Consider the following 19,051-nt stretch of genomic DNA (forward strand, 5'->3'; position numbering starts at 1 on the left):
ACTTAAATGGCGCTTAATCGTTTCCATGACCAAATCGATTGGTCGCATCACCCACCTGGGATCAACTTGGTCTTATCAAGGGCCTGACCTTTAGGTCTTAAATGCACCAATGGTAATCGAAGCGGACGATACCAAACGTCGAGCCCTAGGTCAGGGCGTACGGCGTCCAGGCGCGCCTTGAGAAAAGCGCCCCGCCTCAATTTGCTCTTTGGGGCCGTCATGAGGGCTTATGTCCTAGTTCAAGAAGTGAGATTACGCAATCCTTGGAAAATTGCTGTCGCCCGTCATCGCCGCCATCATGGGCTGAGATGTGCCCCATGTCGGGGCATTCTCTTTTGTTCCTAATCCTGCGGTCGCCCATGCGTCTCACGCCCGCGTGATGTTGCTTAGGCCGCGGCTTTGCAAGTAATCGGCTTGATCGTCACGGTCACCCATCCCTGCCCTCCGGTCGGCGTCCGCGCAGAGTCTGACGCAAGGGGACAGCTCGCCCCGTAACAAGCAGGGTCGCCGTTTTTCGGTATCTCTGACGTCGTGCCGAGGTAAGCGAGGGGTCGGGGACATGCGCATTGTCGGCACTTGAGGAGAACAGGAATCCATGGCAGACCGCATCATCGTCTACTGGCGCGATATCCCCGCCCAGGTCATCATCAAGCAGGGCCGCAAGAGCGCAAAGCGTGAACTCTCGCTACGCTTCACGGAGGCAATCGACATGCGCACCGGTGCTGCCGAGACCAACGAGTACCTTGCCGAGTGGCGCAAGACTGATCCAGTTCCCGTCTCCGGCGATCTCGAGGCGGAAGCCGACAAGGCGGCGGCTGATGTTGAGGCTTCCTATGGCCGGGCGCGTCTTGTTGCGCTCGTCAAAACCGGAGGCCGCGAAAATGCCTAACCCGAGGGTCGTAACCGACAACGCACATCCGGCAAAGAAAACGGCAAGCACCGCCTTTGTTCCGACGAGCGTTTCGCCGAGCCGCCGCGCGCGCTACAAATACACGGTCCGCCTCTGGGCGGTCAGGAACTCCCGCTTCCTCGACTGGTTTTACAACCGCTTCGCCGACATGTTCCTGCTGCTTCACCCGCTGTGGAACGCCATCGGCTACGGCCGGGTCGAGCGGCCGGTGACTTTCGTCGAGCGCCACGTCAAGGGCTTCCTCTTCGACTGTCGCATGTGCGGCCAGTGCGCGCTGTCCTCGACCGGCATGTCCTGCCCGATGAACTGTCCGAAGCAGTTGAGGAACGGGCCCTGCGGCGGCGTGCGCGCCAACGGCAATTGTGAAGTGGAGCCGGATATGCCCTGCGCCTGGGTGCAGGCCTGGAAGGGATCGCGGAACATGACGAAGGGCGACGCGATCTTGAACGTGCAGAAACCGGTCAACCAGTCACTGCGCGAAACCTCGTCCTGGCTGCGCGTGACGGCGGAAGCAGCAGCCGCGCGCGAAGCGGCTAAGAAGGAAAGCCGGCAATGAACCTGAATATCAATCCTCGCGATCCCGATGCTCTTCTCCCCCCCCTGCCCGGTCATTCCTCCCGCGGCCGTCTTGAGCGCGTGCTGCGCCGTGGCGAGTTCGCCGTCACCGCCGAGCTCAACCCGCCGGACAGCGCCAATCCTGAGGATGTCTACGAGCGCGCGGCCATCTTCGATGGCTGGGTCGATGGCATCAACGCGGTCGATGCGTCCGGCGCCAACTGCCACATGTCCTCGGTCGGCATCTGCGCTCTGCTGACCCGCATGGGCTACGCGCCGATCATGCAGATCGCCTGCCGCGACAAGAACCGCATCGCCATCCAGGGCGACGTGCTCGGCGCTTCCGCCATGGGCGTGCAGAACATCATGTGTCTCACCGGGGACGGCGTGCAGGCCGGCGACCAGCCCGGCGCCAAGCCGGTGTTCGACCTTGACTGCATGTCGCTGCTCGAGACGGTGCGCATCATGCGCGACAACTCGAAGTTCCTCTCCGGCCGCAAGCTGACGACGCCCCCGCAGGTCTTCCTAGGCGCCGCGATCAACCCTTTTGCGCCTCCCTACGACTTCCGGCCCTACCGGCTGGCGAAGAAGATCGAAGCGGGCGCGCAATTCGTCCAGAGCCAGTATTGCTTCGACGTGCCGATGTTCCGCGAATACATGAAGAAGGTGCGCGACCTCGGCCTGCACGAGAAATGCTTCATCCTCGTCGGCGTCGGGCCGATGGCATCGGCCAAGACCGCCCGCTGGATCCGCTCCAACGTGCCGGGCATCCATATTCCGGACAGCGTGATCACCCGTCTCGAGGGTGCGCAGGACCAGAAGAAGGAAGGCAAGCAGCTCTGCATCGACATCATCAACGAGGTGAAGGAGATCGAGGGCGTCTCCGGCATTCACGTGATGGCCTACCGCCAGGAAGAATATGTCGCGGAGATCGTGCATGAATCCGGCGCGCTGAAGGGCCGCAAACCCTGGAAGCGCGAAGCAACCCGCGGGGATGTGCTCGTCGCCGACCGGCTTCAAAATCTGCGAAAGGGTGTTCAGGACAAAAACAGCAGCGGATTCTGAGCCCGTGCGGTACCGTCCGGACTTCGTGGAGAACACACGAAGGCACGTTGCTCTTGCGACGACAGCAAAAAATGTGGACGCTCGGAAAGCGAGGCTTCAAGGATCAGACGATCTTATTTTGACCGTATCAGGATCTCATCGGCTTTCCGCGAAACCGTCATCTGCCCGACCGGCCGCAGTCGTCGAAATGATCAAAGGCATTTTTGAAATGGTCATCAAGAACGCATCGGATCGCTGGGCCGACGTGCTCGATCCAACGGACTCGACGAATACTGACTTGGAGTTGAGGTCTGTTCCCGTTAAATGCGCAGAGGCCGCTTGATGGCAAACGTGGCCCATGTGTTCAGCATCGACTACGTCGCCAAATTGCTCGACGAAGATCCCGCACTCCTGCAGGCGATCGTCAGCAACGATGACAACCTGAGCTATGGCAGCATCATCAGCCTCTACACCGGACCGGACGAGACAATAACTTCGGTTACCCGCGACGGAATTGAAGAGTTGGAGCAAATGCTTGCCCATGCTCGACGCACCACTGACGAATGGAACGACTTCCTAGAGGCCTTCGTCGAGGACGAGGAACTCATCACGAGCATCAAAACGAGATCTCCGCGCTAACACCTGAGCGATTACGAAAAAACGCTGCGGAAAAAGTGAAGAAAGTGCTGGGCGCATCGACTCCGGTCAAAAAGCCAAATGAAACTGACGCGGTTTTACGGCGTGGAGATCTAATGAAACGGGAGCGCGCATCTCAGCCGCGACGGCGCTACAATTCCTTGTGCTAGCGCCACGACCCCTCTCCATTTGAGATTAAGATTGCGCGGAAGTCATTCACATTAGTTCCGGTCGGCCCGGTCTCGAACAGATCTCCAATTGCCTCAAAACCTGTATAGCTGTCATGTGCGTGTAGCAGATCATTCGTCTTTAGGCCCGCGCGACGCATCCGCGCCGCAGTTGTTCCATCCGCGTACACGCCAGCATTAGCTTCTGTGCCATCAATGCCGTCAGTATCCGCCGCCAGCACGTGAATATCCTGCCTGCCGTCAATAGCGACTGCCATGGCAAGAGCAAACTCGCTATTGCGACCGCCCCGGCCGCCACTGCTACCGACACCGTTGTCTCACCGCCAGAGAGCAATACGACTGGTTTGCTGAAGGGCTGATCGTGATCTCCAATTTGTCGAGCGATTGCGGCAAGGGTCGATCCAACATCGCGCGCCTCCCCCTCAATTGAGTCCGAAAGTATTGCAGCGCTCAAGCCACGAGACCTGGCCAGGTCTGCCCCGGCGCGCAAAGAAACACCCGCAGAAGCGATGATATGATGTTCATGCCGGGCGAAAACAGGGTCAAAGGCTGATGGCGCCGGGGTGCTTTCAGACCTCAAATGCGCCATAACGGAATCGGGTAGAGCAAGTTGGTACTGCTGGATTACGTCCAGTGCATCGTGGCGGGTCGAACTATCAGGAATTGTCGGGCCGGAGGCAACGAACGCTGGACTATCGCCGGGTACATCAGAAACGATCAATGACACCACCCGGGCCTTCGTCGCCGCGGCCAAGCGCCCTCCCTTGATTGCGGAATCCGGGCTCATCGCGCGCAGCATTCCGATTTGATCGCGCGCACCGTTCCGAGATGATGACGCGCACCATTCCGACAAATCTCCGCGCAGCATTCCGAGATGATGGCGCGCAGTAAAACGATGTCGTGAGGCCCGATCGTTGGGGTTATTTCTCCAGGTTGAAACATCGCCATGGAGAAGTGAATTGCCGACGAGGAGACTCATGATGCGCCAGGTGCGCGAGATTTTGAAACTGCGGCTGGATGTCGGTCTTTCGAACCGCATCATTGCCAAGCAATTGGGTGTCGGGGAGACTTCGGTCCGCGACACCTTGAAGCGATTGCAACGGGAAGGACTGATGTGGCCTTTACCGGCCACGATCAGTGACAGCGAGCTGGAGCAGCGCCTTTACGGGACGCCCGGTAAGAAAGTTGGGCGCCGGAAGCAGGCCGAGCCGGACTGGTCTGCTGTTGCGCGCGAATTGAAGCGCAAGCATGTGACGTTGCAGGTGCTCTGGGAGGAGTACATTGCTCGGGGCCCCGATGGATTCCGGTATTCGCGTTTCTGTGAGTTGTTCCGAAACTGGCACGGCCGGCTGCCGCTGGTGATGCGTCAGAGCCATGCCGGCGGCGAGAAGCTGTTTGTCGATTATGCCGGTGACAAGGTAGCCGTCGTCGACCGCAAAACCGGCGTGGTGCGGGACGCCCATATCTTCGTGGCGGTGATGGGGGCGTCCAGCCTGTCGTTCGCGCTGGCGACGTGGAGCGAACAGTTGCCCGACTGGATCGAGGCGCACAACGCAGCCTATAGGTTTTTTGGTGGGGTGACGCAGCTTCTGGTCAGCGACAACACCAAATGCGCGGTGATCAAGGCTTGTCACTTCGATCCGATGGTCAATCGTTCCTATACGGATATGGCGCGCCATTACACGACGGCAGTTTTTCCTGCACGCCCGAGAAAACCGCGCGACAAGGCCAAAGTCGAAAATTGCGTCGGCATCGTAGAGCGTTGGCTTCTCGGCCGGTTGCGGAACCGAACCTTTTATAGCCTCGCCGATCTCAACAAGGCAATTGCCGATCTGATCACCCGGCTCAATGACGAACGGGTGATCCGCCAGTACGGCAAGACGCGGCGCGCGTTGTTTGAGGAGCTCGATGCCCCGAACCTGAAGCCGCTCCCTGCCGAGCCTTGGGTGCATGCGGAATGGCGACGCTGCCGCGTCGGTATCGATTATCATATTGAACTCAATCGGCATTTTTATTCCGTCCCTTACCGCTTTGCGCGCAGCGAGGTTGAGGTTCGATACACCATTCGCACGGTGGAAATATTCCTCGGCGGGGACCGAATTGCCGCGCATGTGCGTGGCAGCAGCAACGGCCGCCACACGACGGTTGCCGTGCACATGCCGCCAAACCATCAGCGTTATCGCGAATGGACGCCGGCGAAGATACGCAGTGAAGCCAAGCGGATCGGGCCCATGCTGCGCGTTCTCGTTGATCGGATCATTGAGAAGCGCGCGCATCCGGAACAGGGATACCGCGCCTGTGTCGGCATCCTCGGCCTGGAAAGACGCTTTGGCGCCGATCGCCTTGAAGCGGCGGCGCAACGCGCATTGGAATTCCAGGTGCTCAACTATCCCGGCATCAAATCCATTCTCGAAAAGGAACTGGACCGCATCCCCCGGTCCGAGCGCCTCGAGCAGGAACCGATCCAGCACGACAACATCCGCGGCTCCGGATACTACCATTGAAAGGACTAGAAATGCTCAAACATCCCACCCTCAACCTGCTGCAGCAGCTGGGGCTTGCCGGTATGGCAGACGCCTTCGCAAGACTCGCCGATAACGACGAAAGCGACAACCTCAGTCATGCCGAATGGCTGGCGCTGCTGCTGGACCAGGAAGCAACCTGGCGCAATAACAAGCGTCTTGCGCTCCGGCTTCGCAATGCGAAACTGCACCATCCTGCAGTTCCCGAGGACATCATTCGCCGTGCGCCACGCGAATATGATCGCAGCATACTCGACCTGCTGATTGCCGGCGACTGGATCAGGAAGCACGAGAACTGCGCCATTGTCGGCCCGACAGGCATTGGGAAAAGCTGGTTGGCCTGCGCCTTGGGGCACAAGGCCTGCCGCGACAATCATTCGGTTCTTTACGTCCGGATGCCGGCATTGCTGCAGAGCCTCGAGCAGGCCCGCGGGATCGGCAGCCTCGCAGCGCGCCTGAAAAGTCTCAGCGCCGTCGAACTTCTCATCCTCGATGACTACGGGCTTCAGCCCATCGACGGCAACGCTCCCCACTACCTGCTGGAGATCCTCGAGGGACGATACGGCCGCCGCTCGACGCTCGTCACCAGCCAATTCCCCGTAGCCAGATGGCACGAAAAAATCAGCGACCCCACCTACGCCGACGCAATATTGGATCGCCTCGTTCACAACGCCCACAGGCTTGAAATGAGCGGCGAGTCCATGCGCCGTCTGCGCCAATCGGTCGAAATACAGACCTGAAAGGCCGGACCGCAAACCGTGGAAAATATCCTGGCCAAAACAATGTCGGACGCGCGGCCCGCGAAGCAGACCGGCCCCTACGGCGCGTTGGGAAGCGCGGCGCCGGACTGCTTCGCTCCGTCGGGGGCAATCTTCCGCCGTCCACAGCGATATCATCGACACCAGCTTGACCGGGATAAGTTCGTAGTCACATTTACCTTCAACGATCCGCGCCTCACATGCGCGCGATCAAATCGGAACGGTGCGCGGCATCAGGTTGGAATGCATGCGCGCGATCGTCGGAATCCGCACCTTGATAGACGAGATGTGCTTGCGCACAGTGTTCATGGCGGAAATGGGGGCTCCTGAAGCCAGCAGTTGGGCGTTAACTTCCGCCTCATCGGACAACGACAGCCCTCTGAGAGGTGCGGGCAGCAAGGCTGATCCGCCGCCGCAAATTAGAGCTATCACGAGATCGTCCTCCTCCAAGTCGCTGATTAAGGAAAATAACTTCTTGGCAGCTAGGAGCCCCGCTTGGTCCGGCACGGGGTGAGCAGCCTCAAGGATCTCGATGTACCTCGTTTCGCAAGCAAAACCATACCGCGTCACGACGGCGCCTGAGACAGGACTATCCCAGAGGTTTCGAGCGCTCGCGCCATTTGTGCCGCACCCTTCCCCGCCCCGACAACAACAACCCGGCCCCTAGGTTTAGCCGGCAGATGTGCGGAAATTGCTCTAACCGGGTCGGCAGCGTCTACCGCTGCCCTGAAAAGAGACGTCAGAAACTGGCGAACTCCACAAACCGGTGCTGCTTTCTGAAATGTCATTGAGTTGGCCTCGCCAGAGCCCACAGCACCGTGGATTCCAGAGCGTCTATAGGGCATGTTGTGGAATTGGCCGCGCTGCCGTCGCTAGTGCGGATATTGTTCTTTCAGCAGGTGTCTGGCCGGTCTGCACCCGCCAGACACCATCTCATTTGCTACTCGGATGCGGCTGGTGCGATCGGGCCAGCCCCCCTTAGCAAGTTCGTTTGCTTTAGTACGCTTTCGGTGAGGAGCCCGCGGTAACGATCAATGATACGGGCCCTGTGCGCTGCGTCGCTAACTGCATCCAAGCTGCCAACTATCGCCGCGATGGATTCGCTGGTCGCCCGGAGCTCCTCAAGAAAATGGGGGATGCCAATTGATCGCTCTATATCCGCTCTCCTGACGGGACCAATTCCAACCGGCGCTCGCACTCCGATGCACACGTAGCCTTCAGGAAGATCGCCCTTTAAATTTGTGACTGCACGGTTGCGGATCGAATCAAAGAGCTGGTCGACCGCCTGCTTTGCCCCGGCAACGCGCGTTGGATGGTCAGTATCCGCTGCAGCATGCGGCAAAAGCTCCAGCTTGTCGGCGTGCTTTGGCAGAAGCGCAAGATACGGCTTCATCGGACCGGTCACGCCTTCGGCTGTCACGAAAATATCAGCGTCGATTGCAGGATGGCGGACCTTGCCCGACGAAAGCGCACCGTCGAGGGCGGCAACATCAACGAGCTCGCCGCGGTCGTAGTTGAGCAGGACGGCGCGGTCGTTCAGCGCCGACAGGACTCTGCCATTGACCAGACCGGCATTCGAAAATACGCCCGTGGCCGGGTCTTGTCGGCCAAGGCCGAGATGCACGGAGAGGACGTCTGCACCGCTGGCGGCGGCGACGGCAGTTTCGGCGTATTCGTAGCCTTCGGACAGGATGTTGTCGCGATGCACCGATCGGGCATAGACTACGACGCTCATGTGGAAGCTCTTGGCGATCCTCGCAAGCTCGCGGCCGATATTGCCGTAGCCGAGGATGGCTATCCTCTTGCCCTCGAGTTTTTCCGTCGGATATTCCGCAAGATTCTTGCCAGTGTCGAAATCACCCGTCACGACCCGGTCGTGAAGGGCATTGCCTGGGAGATCCGGCATCACCTTGAGCAATGCGGTTCGACTTCGGAAACTCGAAGTAGCGATGGATCGCGCGCATCATGTCGAGGAGGATCTTGTCTGCTGGATAGCCGCGATGCATGCTCCGCGACAGTTCGGCCGTGGTGAACGCTCCGATGTCTTTTCCGATGTCGTCGAATTTGCGGTAGTTGCTCTCGATCCAGCGATCAAATTCTATACGACGGAGGCGGCTATCCACTTCATCCCGCGTGACATCCGTTATGGGTCCGACACCGAAAAATGGGTTCGACGGGATTTCAGGCGCGCCACCCTTGGTCAGACCGAGTGCTTCCTCTCGTTGCACACGCAACTGAGCATCTGATATCATTGTAAAGTTCCTCTTTGTGGTGTTAGCCAGCGCCTAGAAAGGCAATTGGCAGGGATGCCAAATCCCTGCGGCATAGAGACGAAGCTACGGCACTCAATCGCGAAATAGCCGACAAATGGCGTACGTCAGGAGTTAACTTCAGCCCATTTTTTCCGATGCCAGCGAGCTAGGTGCAGCGGGTAGGACCACCGTCTTGTTTCCATTGAGGAACACTCTGCGATGAATGTGGGCATGTATGGCACGTGCGAGAACCTGGCTCTCAACATCGCGGCCAAGACTGACGTAGTCCTCCGAACTCTGCGCATGGGTCACGCGGATGACGTCTTGCTCGATAATCGGGCCTTCGTCGAGATCTGCGGTCACATAGTGAGATGTTGCGCCGATCAGCTTGACGCCGCGTTCAAATGCCTGCTTGTACGGATTTGCCCCCTTGAACGATGGCAGAAAGGAGTGGTGTATATTGATAATCCTACCGGACATTTTCCTGCACATTTCATCAGAGAGGACCTGCATGTAGCGGGCGAGAACCACGAGCTCGGCGCCCGTGTCCTCCACAATTCGCATCTGTTCCGCTTCTGCTTCTGGCTTGTTATCTTTCGTGACCTTGATGTGGTGAAATGGCAGATCGTGGTTTACCACGACTTTTTGGTAGTCGAGGTGGTTGGAGATTACAGCAACAATCTCGATGGGAAGCGCCCCGATCCGCCAGCGATATAGCAGATCGTTGAGGCAATGTCCGAAGCGAGAGACCATGATGACGACCTTCATCTTTTCACCTTCGTTGTGAAAGGCATGGGTCATGTTGAATGCTTGAGCGATGGGAAGGAATTCTTGTTGAAGCGTTGGCAGACGTACGCTTTCTTCGCTGACGAGACTAACGCGAGTGAAAAATTGGCGATTTTCGGCATCATCGAACTGTGCACTGTCAACGATATTGCAGCCTCGGTCAGCAAGGAAACCCGCAATAGCGGCCACGATGCCGCGTTTTGCTGGGCAGGTAACAGTTAGAGTATATCGATTCATTTTCATCTCCGGTCAGCACGAAGCAAAAGTCGGCGCGATTGCATTAATCACCACATCGGCAATGAAAGCAGTTCAGTCTCACTCGTATCCCTGCGAAGCCTGTGTTCGATCGACACCATTCCCGCTGCAATCGTCTGAGCCACCTTGTTTTTCACGTAAACATGTGATGCCGGATCGTCGCCGACGAGCACCACTGCCAAACCCGGTGTAATGCTAACTCTTTCCTTTAGCGTTCCGACGTAACGTGTGTGACCTCCCCGCTGAGGCGTTCCGCGATAGCCCGGCCATCTATGAGGTGTGCAGTCATCATCTCGATTTCCCTTTGGCCTGTCCGGAGCAAGGACCTTGGTCTCGCTTTCGTGTATTCTGGCCACTTTCTTCAGGACCCGCTTTTCCAGTCCACGATAATCTTCATACCGCGGCGCGAAGGGGTTAGATGCCGAGCACTTAATTTTCGACACCCTCCCCATCTGTCCACCAGTGTCCGGGGAAGTGGATCGGATGGGCCAACCTCCAGCACCCGCATCGAAAACTTTCCCATTATCGTGCGCATCGTCGCATTCAAAGAATTTACTTTTCTTGTTGCGCAGGGGCGGGATACGGCTTTGATCCTTGGTTTAGCCAATCTCGCGTGTCGGCCCATGACCGTCATCAATTTCGGTTGTGGCCAACTCACCGTGCCCTATGCTTGCGAAGTCAAAGGTCCGCCGCTATCTCCCGGCCTATGATCGCCATCAATGTCCCGACATGGGTCGACCAAGACCTCAGCATCTGTAGACGGTATGAGTTCTCACCTTCACGAACGACGAGAACGTCTGCTTGATCAAACAGAGTCCGAGTAGCCGTGTTTTGAGGCATAGCTTCAACATCGTATGGGCAAGCCGCTTTCAGTGCATAAGCCGCCTTTGGCCCCACCACTCGAAGGCCGCAATCCCGATCCGTGATTTCAACCAAGCTTAGGGCCGTCGATCTAGAGAGCTCCCCCACGGCGGTCATTAGATCAGAAGAATTCTCGAACTCGCAGCTCAACAGCCATTCGTCAGGTCCGACGCAAATTGCTCGCTTTCCCTGGGTGGCCACGACATCGCCCATGCGCGCAGGCAAATTGATTCCTATCGTCCTGGAAATTTCAGCCACAGAGCTGTGTCGTGCTCGGAGGTTGAAACGCGCTTCCGTTGCCACCGGCATGAGCTCAAATACTCCGGAAAGCAAAAGTGTAGGAAGCGACGATAGCGGATTGTTCTCGGCAATATTCATGTCACATCTCCAGCCGCTTGCCTTCCGGGTCATAGAACTCGGTGCTCGTCACCTCCGCAACTTCGGTTCTCCCAGGCATGGGGACATAGACTTTCTTCCCAATGAGCTCGTTGCCGTTCTCCAACAGGGCCAATGCGATTGATCGGCCAAGTGTCGTGCTGTGGTAAGATGATGTTACGTGGCCAATCATTTTCATGGGGATCTTCCGCGCGGGGTTCGCTACGAGCTGCGCACCCTCTTCGAGAACCGCATGCGGATCTGTCGTTAGCAGCCCAACGACTTGGCGTCGTCCGTTCGCCACAAGGTCCGGCCTCACAAGACCACGTTTGCCGACGAAATCTGGCTTGCTAGTCGCAACCATACGTCCGTAGCCAGCGTCTTGAGGTGTAACAGTCCCATCCGTATCCTGGCCTACGATGATGTACCCTTTTTCGGCGCGGAGAATATGCATGGCTTCGGTGCCATAGGGAGAGATGCCAAGACCCTTTCCCGATTCCATCAGTGCGCGCCAAATCGCCAGACCGTAGCGTGAAGGCACGTTGACCTCGAAACCAAGTTCCCCCGAGAAGCTGACGCGGAACAGTCGTAATGGCACCCCGCAGATACGCCCTTCCGCTACCGACATATGTGGAAATGCATTGGGCGACAGATCGATACCATCAACTAAGGGCTCGATCACCTTTCGCGCGTTAGGGCCGTTCAAGGCCATCACCGCCCACTGCTCGGTCGTCGAAGTCAACCACACATCAAGATCAGGCCATTCTGTCTGGCGGTAGTCTTCCATCATCCCGAAGACGCGAGCTGCGCCCCCGGTTGTCGTGGTCACGTGAAAGCGATCCTGGGCAATCCTACCGATCACACCATCGTCGCGTATGTAGCCATCCTCGCCGAGCAAGAGGCCGTATCGGCAACGGCCCGGCGCCAGTTTGGTCCAACTGTTGATGTAAATCCGATTGAGGAACTCAGCGGCATCCGGGCCGACAACCTCGATTTTCCCTAGCGTCGAAGCATCGAATATGCCAACTTTTTCGCGGACCGTGCGGCACTCGCGAGCGACCGCTTCATGCATAGTCTCTCCGCTGCGCGGGAAGTATAACGCGCGACGCCAGAGCCCGACCGGTTCGAATATGGCACCAGCTTCCACAGCAGCGCTGTCCATCGGTGTCTTACGCGTCACCTCGAAATGGTCACCCCGACGATATCCAGCAAATGCGCCGAACGTCGTGGGTGTATAAGGTGGCCGAAATGTCGTCAGGCCGACGGAGGGTGGCGTTTTTCCAAGGGCTTCCGCCGCGATAGCAAGACCATTGATATTTGATGTCTTCCCTTGATCCGTTGCCATGCCGTTGGTGGTGTAGCGCTTGATATGTTCAATCGAACGGAAGCCTTCACGCACGGCAAGCCGGATGTCTTTTGCCGTTACGTCGTTCTGTTGATCGACAAACGCCTTGGTGGTGTCCGGGTTACCTTCCCCAGGGAGATCTCTTTGGCTCACGCCGGAGAATGTGATCTCTCCGTCTACGACATACCTATCGATAGCGTCCGCGACCTGTCGACCGACAGTCTTAGCCGCCGCCTCGCCAGCGGAACGACCAGCATTCAGGGCGTTTACCAGCCCAAAATCACCTGCGCCGGCCCCGGGGCACTGCAGCGCCTCGAGAGACTTTCCCGGGAGAAAGCACTCGAGCGTCTCGTTCCAGGTGAGTTCACCCTTTGTGTGCGAAAAGAGATGCACAGACGGCGTCCATCCCCCCGACGTTAGCAGAGCGTCACAGTTGACAGACCGGCCGGCGCCGACACCTCCGCCGGACGTGAGAGGGTTTACCCGAACCTTGGAGATCCTTTTGCGTCCCGCTGTCCCTGAAACAGTCCAACCGAGAAGCGTTTCAATGCCGAGCGCTTGTGCGTTTGCAACTAATTCCGGTGATACTGACTTTCGCAGATCAACAATCATGGCAATCCGACCACCCGAGTTTGCAAGGTCGAACGCCGCTCCCCATGCGCTGTCATGTGATGTCGCAACGACAACCCTCCGGCCCACTATGACGCCATATCGGTTGAGGTAGGTTCTGGCAGCCCCGGCAAGCATGATACCGGGGCGATCGTTATCCGGGAACACCAATGGCTTCTCGATCGCTCCTTGGGCCAGCACAACCTGCTTCGCACGGACACGCCACAGGCGTTCCCGGGGTGCATCTGCCGGTGGGGCAGTCAGGTGATCTGTCACGCGTTGGCACAGTCCCAGCATGTTGTAATGGTAGTAACCGATGGCGGTCGTGCGTGTAAGGAGCGTCACGTTTGGCATCGCCTTCAGTGATGCGATTGCACTCTCTAGCCATGCAGTGGCCGTCTTGCCATCGATCGTCGCGCTCGCTTCAGAGAGTAGAGAGCCACCTGCCTCCGCCTGTTCGTCGACGAGGATAACATGCGCCCCTGATCGACCCGCAGACAAGGCTGCCGAAATTCCGGTTGCACCGGCGCCAACGATAAGCACATCGCAATGTTCGTAGCGGCTCGCATAGTGGTCCGGGTCCGGCTGCGTCGGCGATTTTCCGAGACCGGCGGCCGAGCGAATAATGGGCTCGTAGACCTTGTTCCAGAAAGTCTTTGGCCACATGAACGTCTTGTAGTAAAAGCCGGCAGTGAAAAGCATTCCGAGACGGTCGTTGATAGCGCCGATATCAAAGGAAAGCGATGGCCAGTGGTTCTGACTGGTCGCACACATGCCTTCATAAAGCTCCGCGACCGTTGCACGATTGTTCGGCTCTTCTCGTGCGCCGCCGCGAGTGAGACCTACTAGGGCGTTGGGCTCTTCGGAGCCTGCCGTCATGACCCCGCGCGGCCTGTGATACTTGAAGGATCGTCCTACGAGATGTTCACCGTTGGCGAGAAGGGCCGAGGCCAAGGTGTCGCCTTGGTAACCATGGTAAGTCTTGCCATTGAACGTAAAAGTCAGTGGGGTGCCACGATCGATGCGACCGCCCACAGGGGTGCGGAACTTATTCATCAGCGCAGCCTTTCCAGCGCGTCTAGCGTCGGGGGAGGATCACCAGCAGGATAGGTGCAAAGGATCCGGTCTGTTACGGTGTCTCGCACCGCGTTGAAATAACGGCCAGAGCCATGGACGTGACGCCAACGCTCGAAATTCAAGCCGCGCGGGTTTTTGCGTAGGAAAAGGAAGGCAGCCCAATCCGCGTCGGAAATAGTCTCGACGCCGGTCGGACGATGGACGTGTGCTTCGCCAGCATAGGCAAACTCGACCTCTGGTCTCTCTTCACCTGAATAGGGGCAGCGTATCAAAAGCATTTCTCAGAACTTTCGACGTGGGTTGTGTATCAGCGCTCTGTCTTTCTGCGGTCTCAGTGCGCCACTGCAGCCGCAGCGGCTTCATCAATCAGCCTTCCGGTTGTGAACCGATTCAACGTAAATGGGGTATTGATAGGATGGGGTTCATCGCGAGCGATGGTGTGCGCGAACAAGTGTCCGGCACCCGGCGTGGCCTTGAAACCGCCGGTACCCCAACCGCAGTTCAGATAAAGGTTTGGGATGTCCGACTTGCAGATGATGGGCGAGCGATCGGGGGTCACGTCTACGATGCCGCCCCATTTTCGCAACATGCGCATTCGCGTGAAGATCGGGAAGATTTCGCATATCGCGGACACTGTCTGCTCAATGACCGGCAGTCCCCCACGCTGGCTGTAGGAGATGTATTGATCTGTGCCGGAGCCGATGACGAGTTCACCCTTATCGGATTGGCTGATGTAGGCATGAACGGAGTTCGACAGGACTACGCACGGAAATATCGGCTTAACGGGTTCAGACACAAGCGCCTGAAGGGGGTAGCTTTCGAGAGGAAGCCTGAGGCCAGCTGTATCGGTCAATACCGACGTATTGCCCGCTGCGGAAATGGCAACTTTCTTTGCCCGAACGAAGCCGCGCGCAGTTTCAACACCTATCACTTTACCGGAGGCGTCGCGGCGAATGCTAGTCACAGGGCAGTTTTGAACAATATCAGTACCGTAACCGGCAGCACCTCGTGCATAACCCCAAGCGACGGCGTCGTGGCGTGCGACGCCACCACGTCTCTGTAAAGTCGCCCCCATGATCGGATAACGCGGACTGGAGCCGATTGCAAGCGGAGGGCAAAATGCTTTGGCTTGCTCTGGTTCCAGCCATTCATTTTCAACGCCATTCAGGCGGTTTGCATGAATGTGTCGCTTGAACGCCTGCACGTCATGGACTGAGTGTGCGAGCATCATCACGCCTCTTTGGGAGAACATAATGTTGTAGTTCAGTTCCTGGCTGAGACCTTCCCAAAGCTTTATCGCGTGATTGTAGAGATGCGCGCTCTCGTTATAGAGATAGTTCGACCTGATGATGGTCGTGTTGCGCCCGGTGTTTCCGCCGCCGAGCCACCCCTTATCGATAACCGCGACACGCGTGACACCATGCTCCTTTGCGAGGTAGTAGGCCGTCGCCAGCCCGTGGCCGCCGGCGCCCACAATCACAACGTCATACTCATCTTTCAGCGTTGCATCAGGCCACTGCGGCTGCCACTTCTTGTGCCTGCTGAGAGCGTTCAACACGAGATTTGGGAATGAGAAATTTGTCACGTTGGGGCTCCGAAATCCATCCCTGCGACTATACGCGCTGGACCAAACTTGGACAGAACCCGTGCGACAGTGTAATGGTATCCTTCGGACAACGTCATAAAATCTAAGAATTCGCTGAGATGGGACTTATGCCAAAATTTCGCGCACCGAAGACGCAGTCTAAATTGGATGGCACCGCGCCTGCGCGGCTCTCGATCGGTCTAATCCTTGGGCGGAAATTCACACTCGGAGCATTGGCAAACTTTATAGACGTGCTTCGGCTAGCGGGAGACGAAGGCGATCGCAGTCGTCCGATACTTTGTGAGTGGTCCATTCTCTCAGAGAATATGAACAGTGTCCGTTCAAGCTGCGGTATTGCAGTCCACCCGACCGCACGATTGAGCGATCCAAGCCGATTTAACTACGTTGGTGTGGTTGGCGGCTTGATCGAGGAGGTTAGCAATTTATCACCGGCGTACAAAGACTATCTGCGAGCAGCAGCGGAACGCGGCGTTCCGCTGCTCGGGATCTGCACGGGAAGTTTCATTCTTCATGAACTTGGTCTCATGAACGGGTATCGCTGCTGCATCAGTTACTTCCACCACGGTGATTATCTGCATCAATTTCCAGGGATGCATGCGGTAACCGATCGATCGTTTGTCGTCGATCGGGATAGGCTGACATGCGTTGGGGGGGCGAGTTCGGCGCACCTTGCCGCATGGATCGTGCAGCGTCACATTGGTACAGCGCCTGCGCGCAAGAGCTTGCGTATCATGATGATTGAAGAAAGCGCTTCGGAAGAAATAGCTCAGCCGGCGGTGCCGGTCAGCATGGCGACAACCGACCCCTTGGCACGCAAAGCTCTTTTTACCATGCAGCAGTTTCTTGATGCTCCCATAGAGATCGATGAGCTCTCAAAGCGTCTTGGGGTGAACCGCAAGCGCTTGGAACGCGTCCTGCGAGGCGAATTTGGGCTATCGCCACGTGAGACTTACCTTAAACTCCGGCTCGATCAGGCAGAGTGGCTTCTCGAGACGACAAACCGGAGCATCGCTACGATAGCTGCCGAGACAGGTTTTGCCGACAGTTCACATTTTGTCCGGAGTTTTCGTCAACGCAATGGAGTTCCGCCCGCAGTCTTCCGTAAATCACAACAGGTGGAGCGGACCGCACTTTCTTTGGAACCGCCATCCGCACCACCTGAACTCACTGTCAAAGCAACCTTTCGAGTGGACCACGAGGACCGGAAAGACTGATACGCTCTGTGGAGCCTTGAACGGAGAAGTCTCATGAAATCACGAGGCTCATACCGTCGGCATTCAATCGAGAACGCCAACAAGCGCTTAAGGCGACGCTTCCGTCTTGAGATCCCATCAGGGGTGAGTAGCGGTCTGCACCGTGGCAGAGTGAGGTCGCTAGAAAACTCTCTGGAGGCCAATCATGCCGATGACAGCAGATCATTCTCAAGTGCAGACCACTACCCCCGTCGATCTTGGCGCAATTTTCGTCTCGTTGGAATTGAGCAAATCGACATGGCTCGTGACAGCTCTATCGCCGGGAAGTGAAAAGCTGTCTCGCCATACAGTTACCGGAGGCGATATCGCCGGCTTGTTCTCGTGTTTTGCCGCCCTTCGCCAGAAAGCCCAGCGGCGTAAGGACAAGCTTTATCCGCTGGTCGTGATCCAGGAGGCCGGACTTGATGGCTTCTGGCTGGGGCGCATCCTCAGCAAGGAAACCTGGATCGAGAGCCATATTGTGGAAGCTGCATCTATTGCCATGCCACGCCGCCATCGTCGGGCAAAGACGGATCGCATCGACGGCGAAACACTTATACGCGCTTTGATGGCTTGGAAACGGGGCGAGCCGCGGGCCTGCTCTATGGTCAAACTTCTCACACCCGAGGAGGACGACAACCGTCGGATCGGGCGGGAACGGAAAACTCTGATTGCGGAGCGTGTCTTCCACGTCAATCGCATCAAGGGGCTGCTCTTCACGCAAGGAATACGAGGGTACGAGCCGGTAAATCGAGACCGTCGCCAGCGTCTGGACGAGCTTCGAACTGGAGATGGCCGTCCGCTGTCAAAACACCTGAAGGCAGAGATCTGCAGAGAGCTTGATCGCCTCGAATTGATACTCACACAAATCAAGGCCGTAGAAGCAGAGCGAGATGCCTTGATCGTCCACGAGACGCCGGAAACGCCGCGGGGCGCGACAGCGCTTTTGGGCATCAGAGGAATTGGCCCGGAGTTCGCTACGATACTTTACACGGAAGGCCTGTTCAGGCACTTCGACAATCGGCGGCAAATCGCCTCCTACGCGGGGCTTGCCCCCTCTCCTTGGCAAAGCGGCAACGTTAACCGCGAACAAGGTGTCTCAAAGGCGGGAAATCCGCGTTTGCGAGCGACCATGGTCGAGCTCGCCTGGCTGTGGTTGCGGCATCAACCAAAATCGGCACTGACCTGCTGGTTTAAGGAGCGCATCGCTCGCAATAGCGGCCGTCTGAAAAAGCCGATGATTGTGGCTTTGGCGCGCAAGCTGCTCGTTGCACTCTGGAAATACGTGAGCTCCGGCGTCGTGATCGAAGGTGCAATCATGAAAGCCGCCTGACGCGCAAAACAGCATCGAAAAGCAAATTCCAATCCTCAGGGTGTGATCAGCCCCTGACGGATCCAGGTGAACGGACCGGGATTCCTTTTGGCTTCAACTGCCGGTCTTGAGATTGGTCCCGTTCTCCTGAGCCCGCGCCCGCGAAAGCGGGAAATTGGTGCCCGCCGTTGAAGCGGCGACCGGATGTGAGGTTGTACAGGCTCGATAACGAGCCGGTAAAGCGATGGGCTCAGACCGTGGATCCGCGAACAAAGGAGGCTTTGTGATGCCATCAAAATGAACCATTGACAAAAAACCTGATGTGATGGGAATCGAATGATAGACCCGCTGATAGATTATGATCCCGAAGCCTCCTGCATCGCCCATAGCGTTTGATCTGATCCTCACAGCATCAGATCATCCTTGACGGCATTTCATGCGCAGTGCTACGTGGTTAGCCGACGGTTCCCCGAGCGATGACTCCGAGGGGATTAATAGGGAACACGGTGCGGACGACCCCAGGGGGGACCAAGACCGTGGCTGCCCCCGCAACTGTAAGCGGATTGCCGTCCATCCTCGTGACGCAAATGGCGTCGTGCCACTGGGGTTTTCCCGGGAAGGTAGATGGACAGCGGATATCCGCGAGCCAGGAGACCTGCCGTCAGAGCCGAAATCCATTGTACGGGCGGGGATGCCCAGACAGGAGATAGCAATGACGGTCTTCAGCC

15 protein-coding genes, 3 pseudogenes and 1 riboswitch are annotated in these 19,051 nt (G+C 57.5%); of the genes and pseudogenes, 8 read left to right on the forward strand and 10 right to left on the reverse strand.

The genetic code is table 11. The annotated features are described in order from the left end of the window. Window positions 1-595 precede the first annotated feature (595 nt). The 4 genes from RHIBR816_RS0130750 (at window position 596) to RHIBR816_RS0130770 (ending at window position 3,148) form a co-directional block, all read left to right on the forward strand. Window positions 596-889: a virulence factor gene (locus tag RHIBR816_RS0130750; protein ID WP_018240430.1), complete on the forward strand. Its 294-nt coding sequence runs from the start codon at window positions 596-598 to the stop codon at window positions 887-889. Continuing rightward, window positions 882-1,466, forward strand: a complete 585-nt coding sequence (locus RHIBR816_RS0130755) for a methylenetetrahydrofolate reductase C-terminal domain-containing protein (RefSeq protein ID WP_018240431.1) — start codon at window positions 882-884, stop codon at window positions 1,464-1,466. Before RHIBR816_RS0130750 ends, RHIBR816_RS0130755 begins: the two co-directional genes overlap by 8 nt. Continuing rightward, window positions 1,463-2,530 (forward strand): methylenetetrahydrofolate reductase, encoded by a 1,068-nt coding sequence (locus RHIBR816_RS0130760; protein WP_018240432.1) that lies wholly within the window; start codon window positions 1,463-1,465, stop codon window positions 2,528-2,530. Before RHIBR816_RS0130755 ends, RHIBR816_RS0130760 begins: the two co-directional genes overlap by 4 nt. 321 nt (window positions 2,531-2,851) lie before the next feature. After that, on the forward strand, window positions 2,852-3,148 hold the full coding sequence (locus RHIBR816_RS0130770) for a hypothetical protein (protein WP_018240434.1): 297 nt from the start codon (window positions 2,852-2,854) through the stop codon (window positions 3,146-3,148). A gap of 163 nt (window positions 3,149-3,311) precedes the next feature. On the opposite strand, the pseudogene RHIBR816_RS34855 reads toward RHIBR816_RS0130770, so the two are convergent. Next, a pseudogene (locus RHIBR816_RS34855) lies at window positions 3,312-4,108 on the reverse strand (glycerate kinase); the annotation flags it as partial. Window positions 4,109-4,313: 205 nt separating this feature from the next. Between RHIBR816_RS34855 and istA the strand changes: the two are divergent. Beyond that, window positions 4,314-5,837, forward strand: coding sequence for an IS21 family transposase (gene istA / locus RHIBR816_RS0130780; RefSeq protein WP_034817447.1), 1,524 nt, complete (start codon window positions 4,314-4,316; stop codon window positions 5,835-5,837). A gap of 11 nt (window positions 5,838-5,848) precedes the next feature. Continuing rightward, on the forward strand, window positions 5,849-6,595 hold the full coding sequence (gene istB / locus RHIBR816_RS0130785; RefSeq protein ID WP_018240436.1) for an IS21-like element helper ATPase IstB: 747 nt from the start codon (window positions 5,849-5,851) through the stop codon (window positions 6,593-6,595). 291 nt (window positions 6,596-6,886) lie between these two features. On the opposite strand, the pseudogene RHIBR816_RS36700 reads toward istB, so the two are convergent. The 9 genes and pseudogenes from RHIBR816_RS36700 to RHIBR816_RS0130820 form a co-directional block, all read right to left on the reverse strand. After that, window positions 6,887-7,401 (reverse strand): annotated as a pseudogene (locus tag RHIBR816_RS36700) (DUF4147 domain-containing protein); the annotation flags it as partial. A gap of 152 nt (window positions 7,402-7,553) precedes the next feature. Further along, a pseudogene (locus RHIBR816_RS0130795) lies at window positions 7,554-8,534 on the reverse strand (NAD(P)-dependent oxidoreductase); the annotation flags it as partial. Continuing rightward, window positions 8,470-8,865, reverse strand: coding sequence for a hypothetical protein (locus RHIBR816_RS37765; RefSeq protein WP_157628281.1), 396 nt, complete (start codon window positions 8,863-8,865; stop codon window positions 8,470-8,472). The gene RHIBR816_RS37765 and the pseudogene RHIBR816_RS0130795, both read right to left, overlap by 65 nt. Before the next feature lie 138 nt (window positions 8,866-9,003). Next, the gene (gene purU / locus RHIBR816_RS0130805; RefSeq protein ID WP_026187628.1) at window positions 9,004-9,888 is read right to left on the reverse strand and encodes a formyltetrahydrofolate deformylase; all 885 of its coding nucleotides are present in this window, start codon (window positions 9,886-9,888) and stop codon (window positions 9,004-9,006) included. Window positions 9,889-9,935: 47 nt separating this feature from the next. Beyond that, window positions 9,936-10,358 carry a tetrahydrofolate dehydrogenase/cyclohydrolase catalytic domain-containing protein gene (locus RHIBR816_RS36710; protein WP_084811364.1) on the reverse strand — a complete coding sequence of 141 codons (423 nt, stop codon included), beginning with the start codon at window positions 10,356-10,358 and terminating at the stop codon, window positions 9,936-9,938. Window positions 10,359-10,584: 226 nt separating this feature from the next. Next, a complete protein-coding gene (locus tag RHIBR816_RS0130810) occupies window positions 10,585-11,145 on the reverse strand; it encodes a sarcosine oxidase subunit gamma (RefSeq protein ID WP_018240442.1) in 561 nt (186 codons plus the stop codon). 1 nt (window position 11,146) lies between these two features. Further along, window positions 11,147-14,152, reverse strand: coding sequence for a sarcosine oxidase subunit alpha (locus RHIBR816_RS0130815; protein ID WP_018240443.1), 3,006 nt, complete (start codon window positions 14,150-14,152; stop codon window positions 11,147-11,149). Beyond that, window positions 14,152-14,451, reverse strand: a complete 300-nt coding sequence (locus RHIBR816_RS36715) for a sarcosine oxidase subunit delta (RefSeq protein ID WP_018240444.1) — start codon at window positions 14,449-14,451, stop codon at window positions 14,152-14,154. Before RHIBR816_RS36715 ends, RHIBR816_RS0130815 begins: the two co-directional genes overlap by 1 nt. Window positions 14,452-14,504: 53 nt before the next feature. Further along, window positions 14,505-15,758 (reverse strand): sarcosine oxidase subunit beta family protein, encoded by a 1,254-nt coding sequence (locus RHIBR816_RS0130820; RefSeq protein WP_018240445.1) that lies wholly within the window; start codon window positions 15,756-15,758, stop codon window positions 14,505-14,507. Between the two features lie 119 nt (window positions 15,759-15,877). Here RHIBR816_RS0130820 and RHIBR816_RS34865 point away from each other — a divergent pair, with 119 nt between their 5' ends. Both RHIBR816_RS34865 and RHIBR816_RS0130830 read left to right on the forward strand, forming a co-directional pair. Beyond that, the gene (locus RHIBR816_RS34865; RefSeq protein ID WP_245262776.1) at window positions 15,878-16,993 is read left to right on the forward strand and encodes a GlxA family transcriptional regulator; all 1,116 of its coding nucleotides are present in this window, start codon (window positions 15,878-15,880) and stop codon (window positions 16,991-16,993) included. Between the two features lie 190 nt (window positions 16,994-17,183). Beyond that, window positions 17,184-18,344 (forward strand): IS110 family transposase, encoded by a 1,161-nt coding sequence (locus RHIBR816_RS0130830; RefSeq protein ID WP_157628302.1) that lies wholly within the window; start codon window positions 17,184-17,186, stop codon window positions 18,342-18,344. A gap of 424 nt (window positions 18,345-18,768) precedes the next feature. Beyond that, a riboswitch (cobalamin riboswitch) is annotated at window positions 18,769-19,001 on the forward strand. The last annotated feature ends 50 nt before the right edge of the window (window positions 19,002-19,051 follow it).

It is taken from the genome of Ensifer sp. BR816, assembly GCF_000378985.1.
GTDB lineage: Bacteria > Pseudomonadota > Alphaproteobacteria > Rhizobiales > Rhizobiaceae > Sinorhizobium.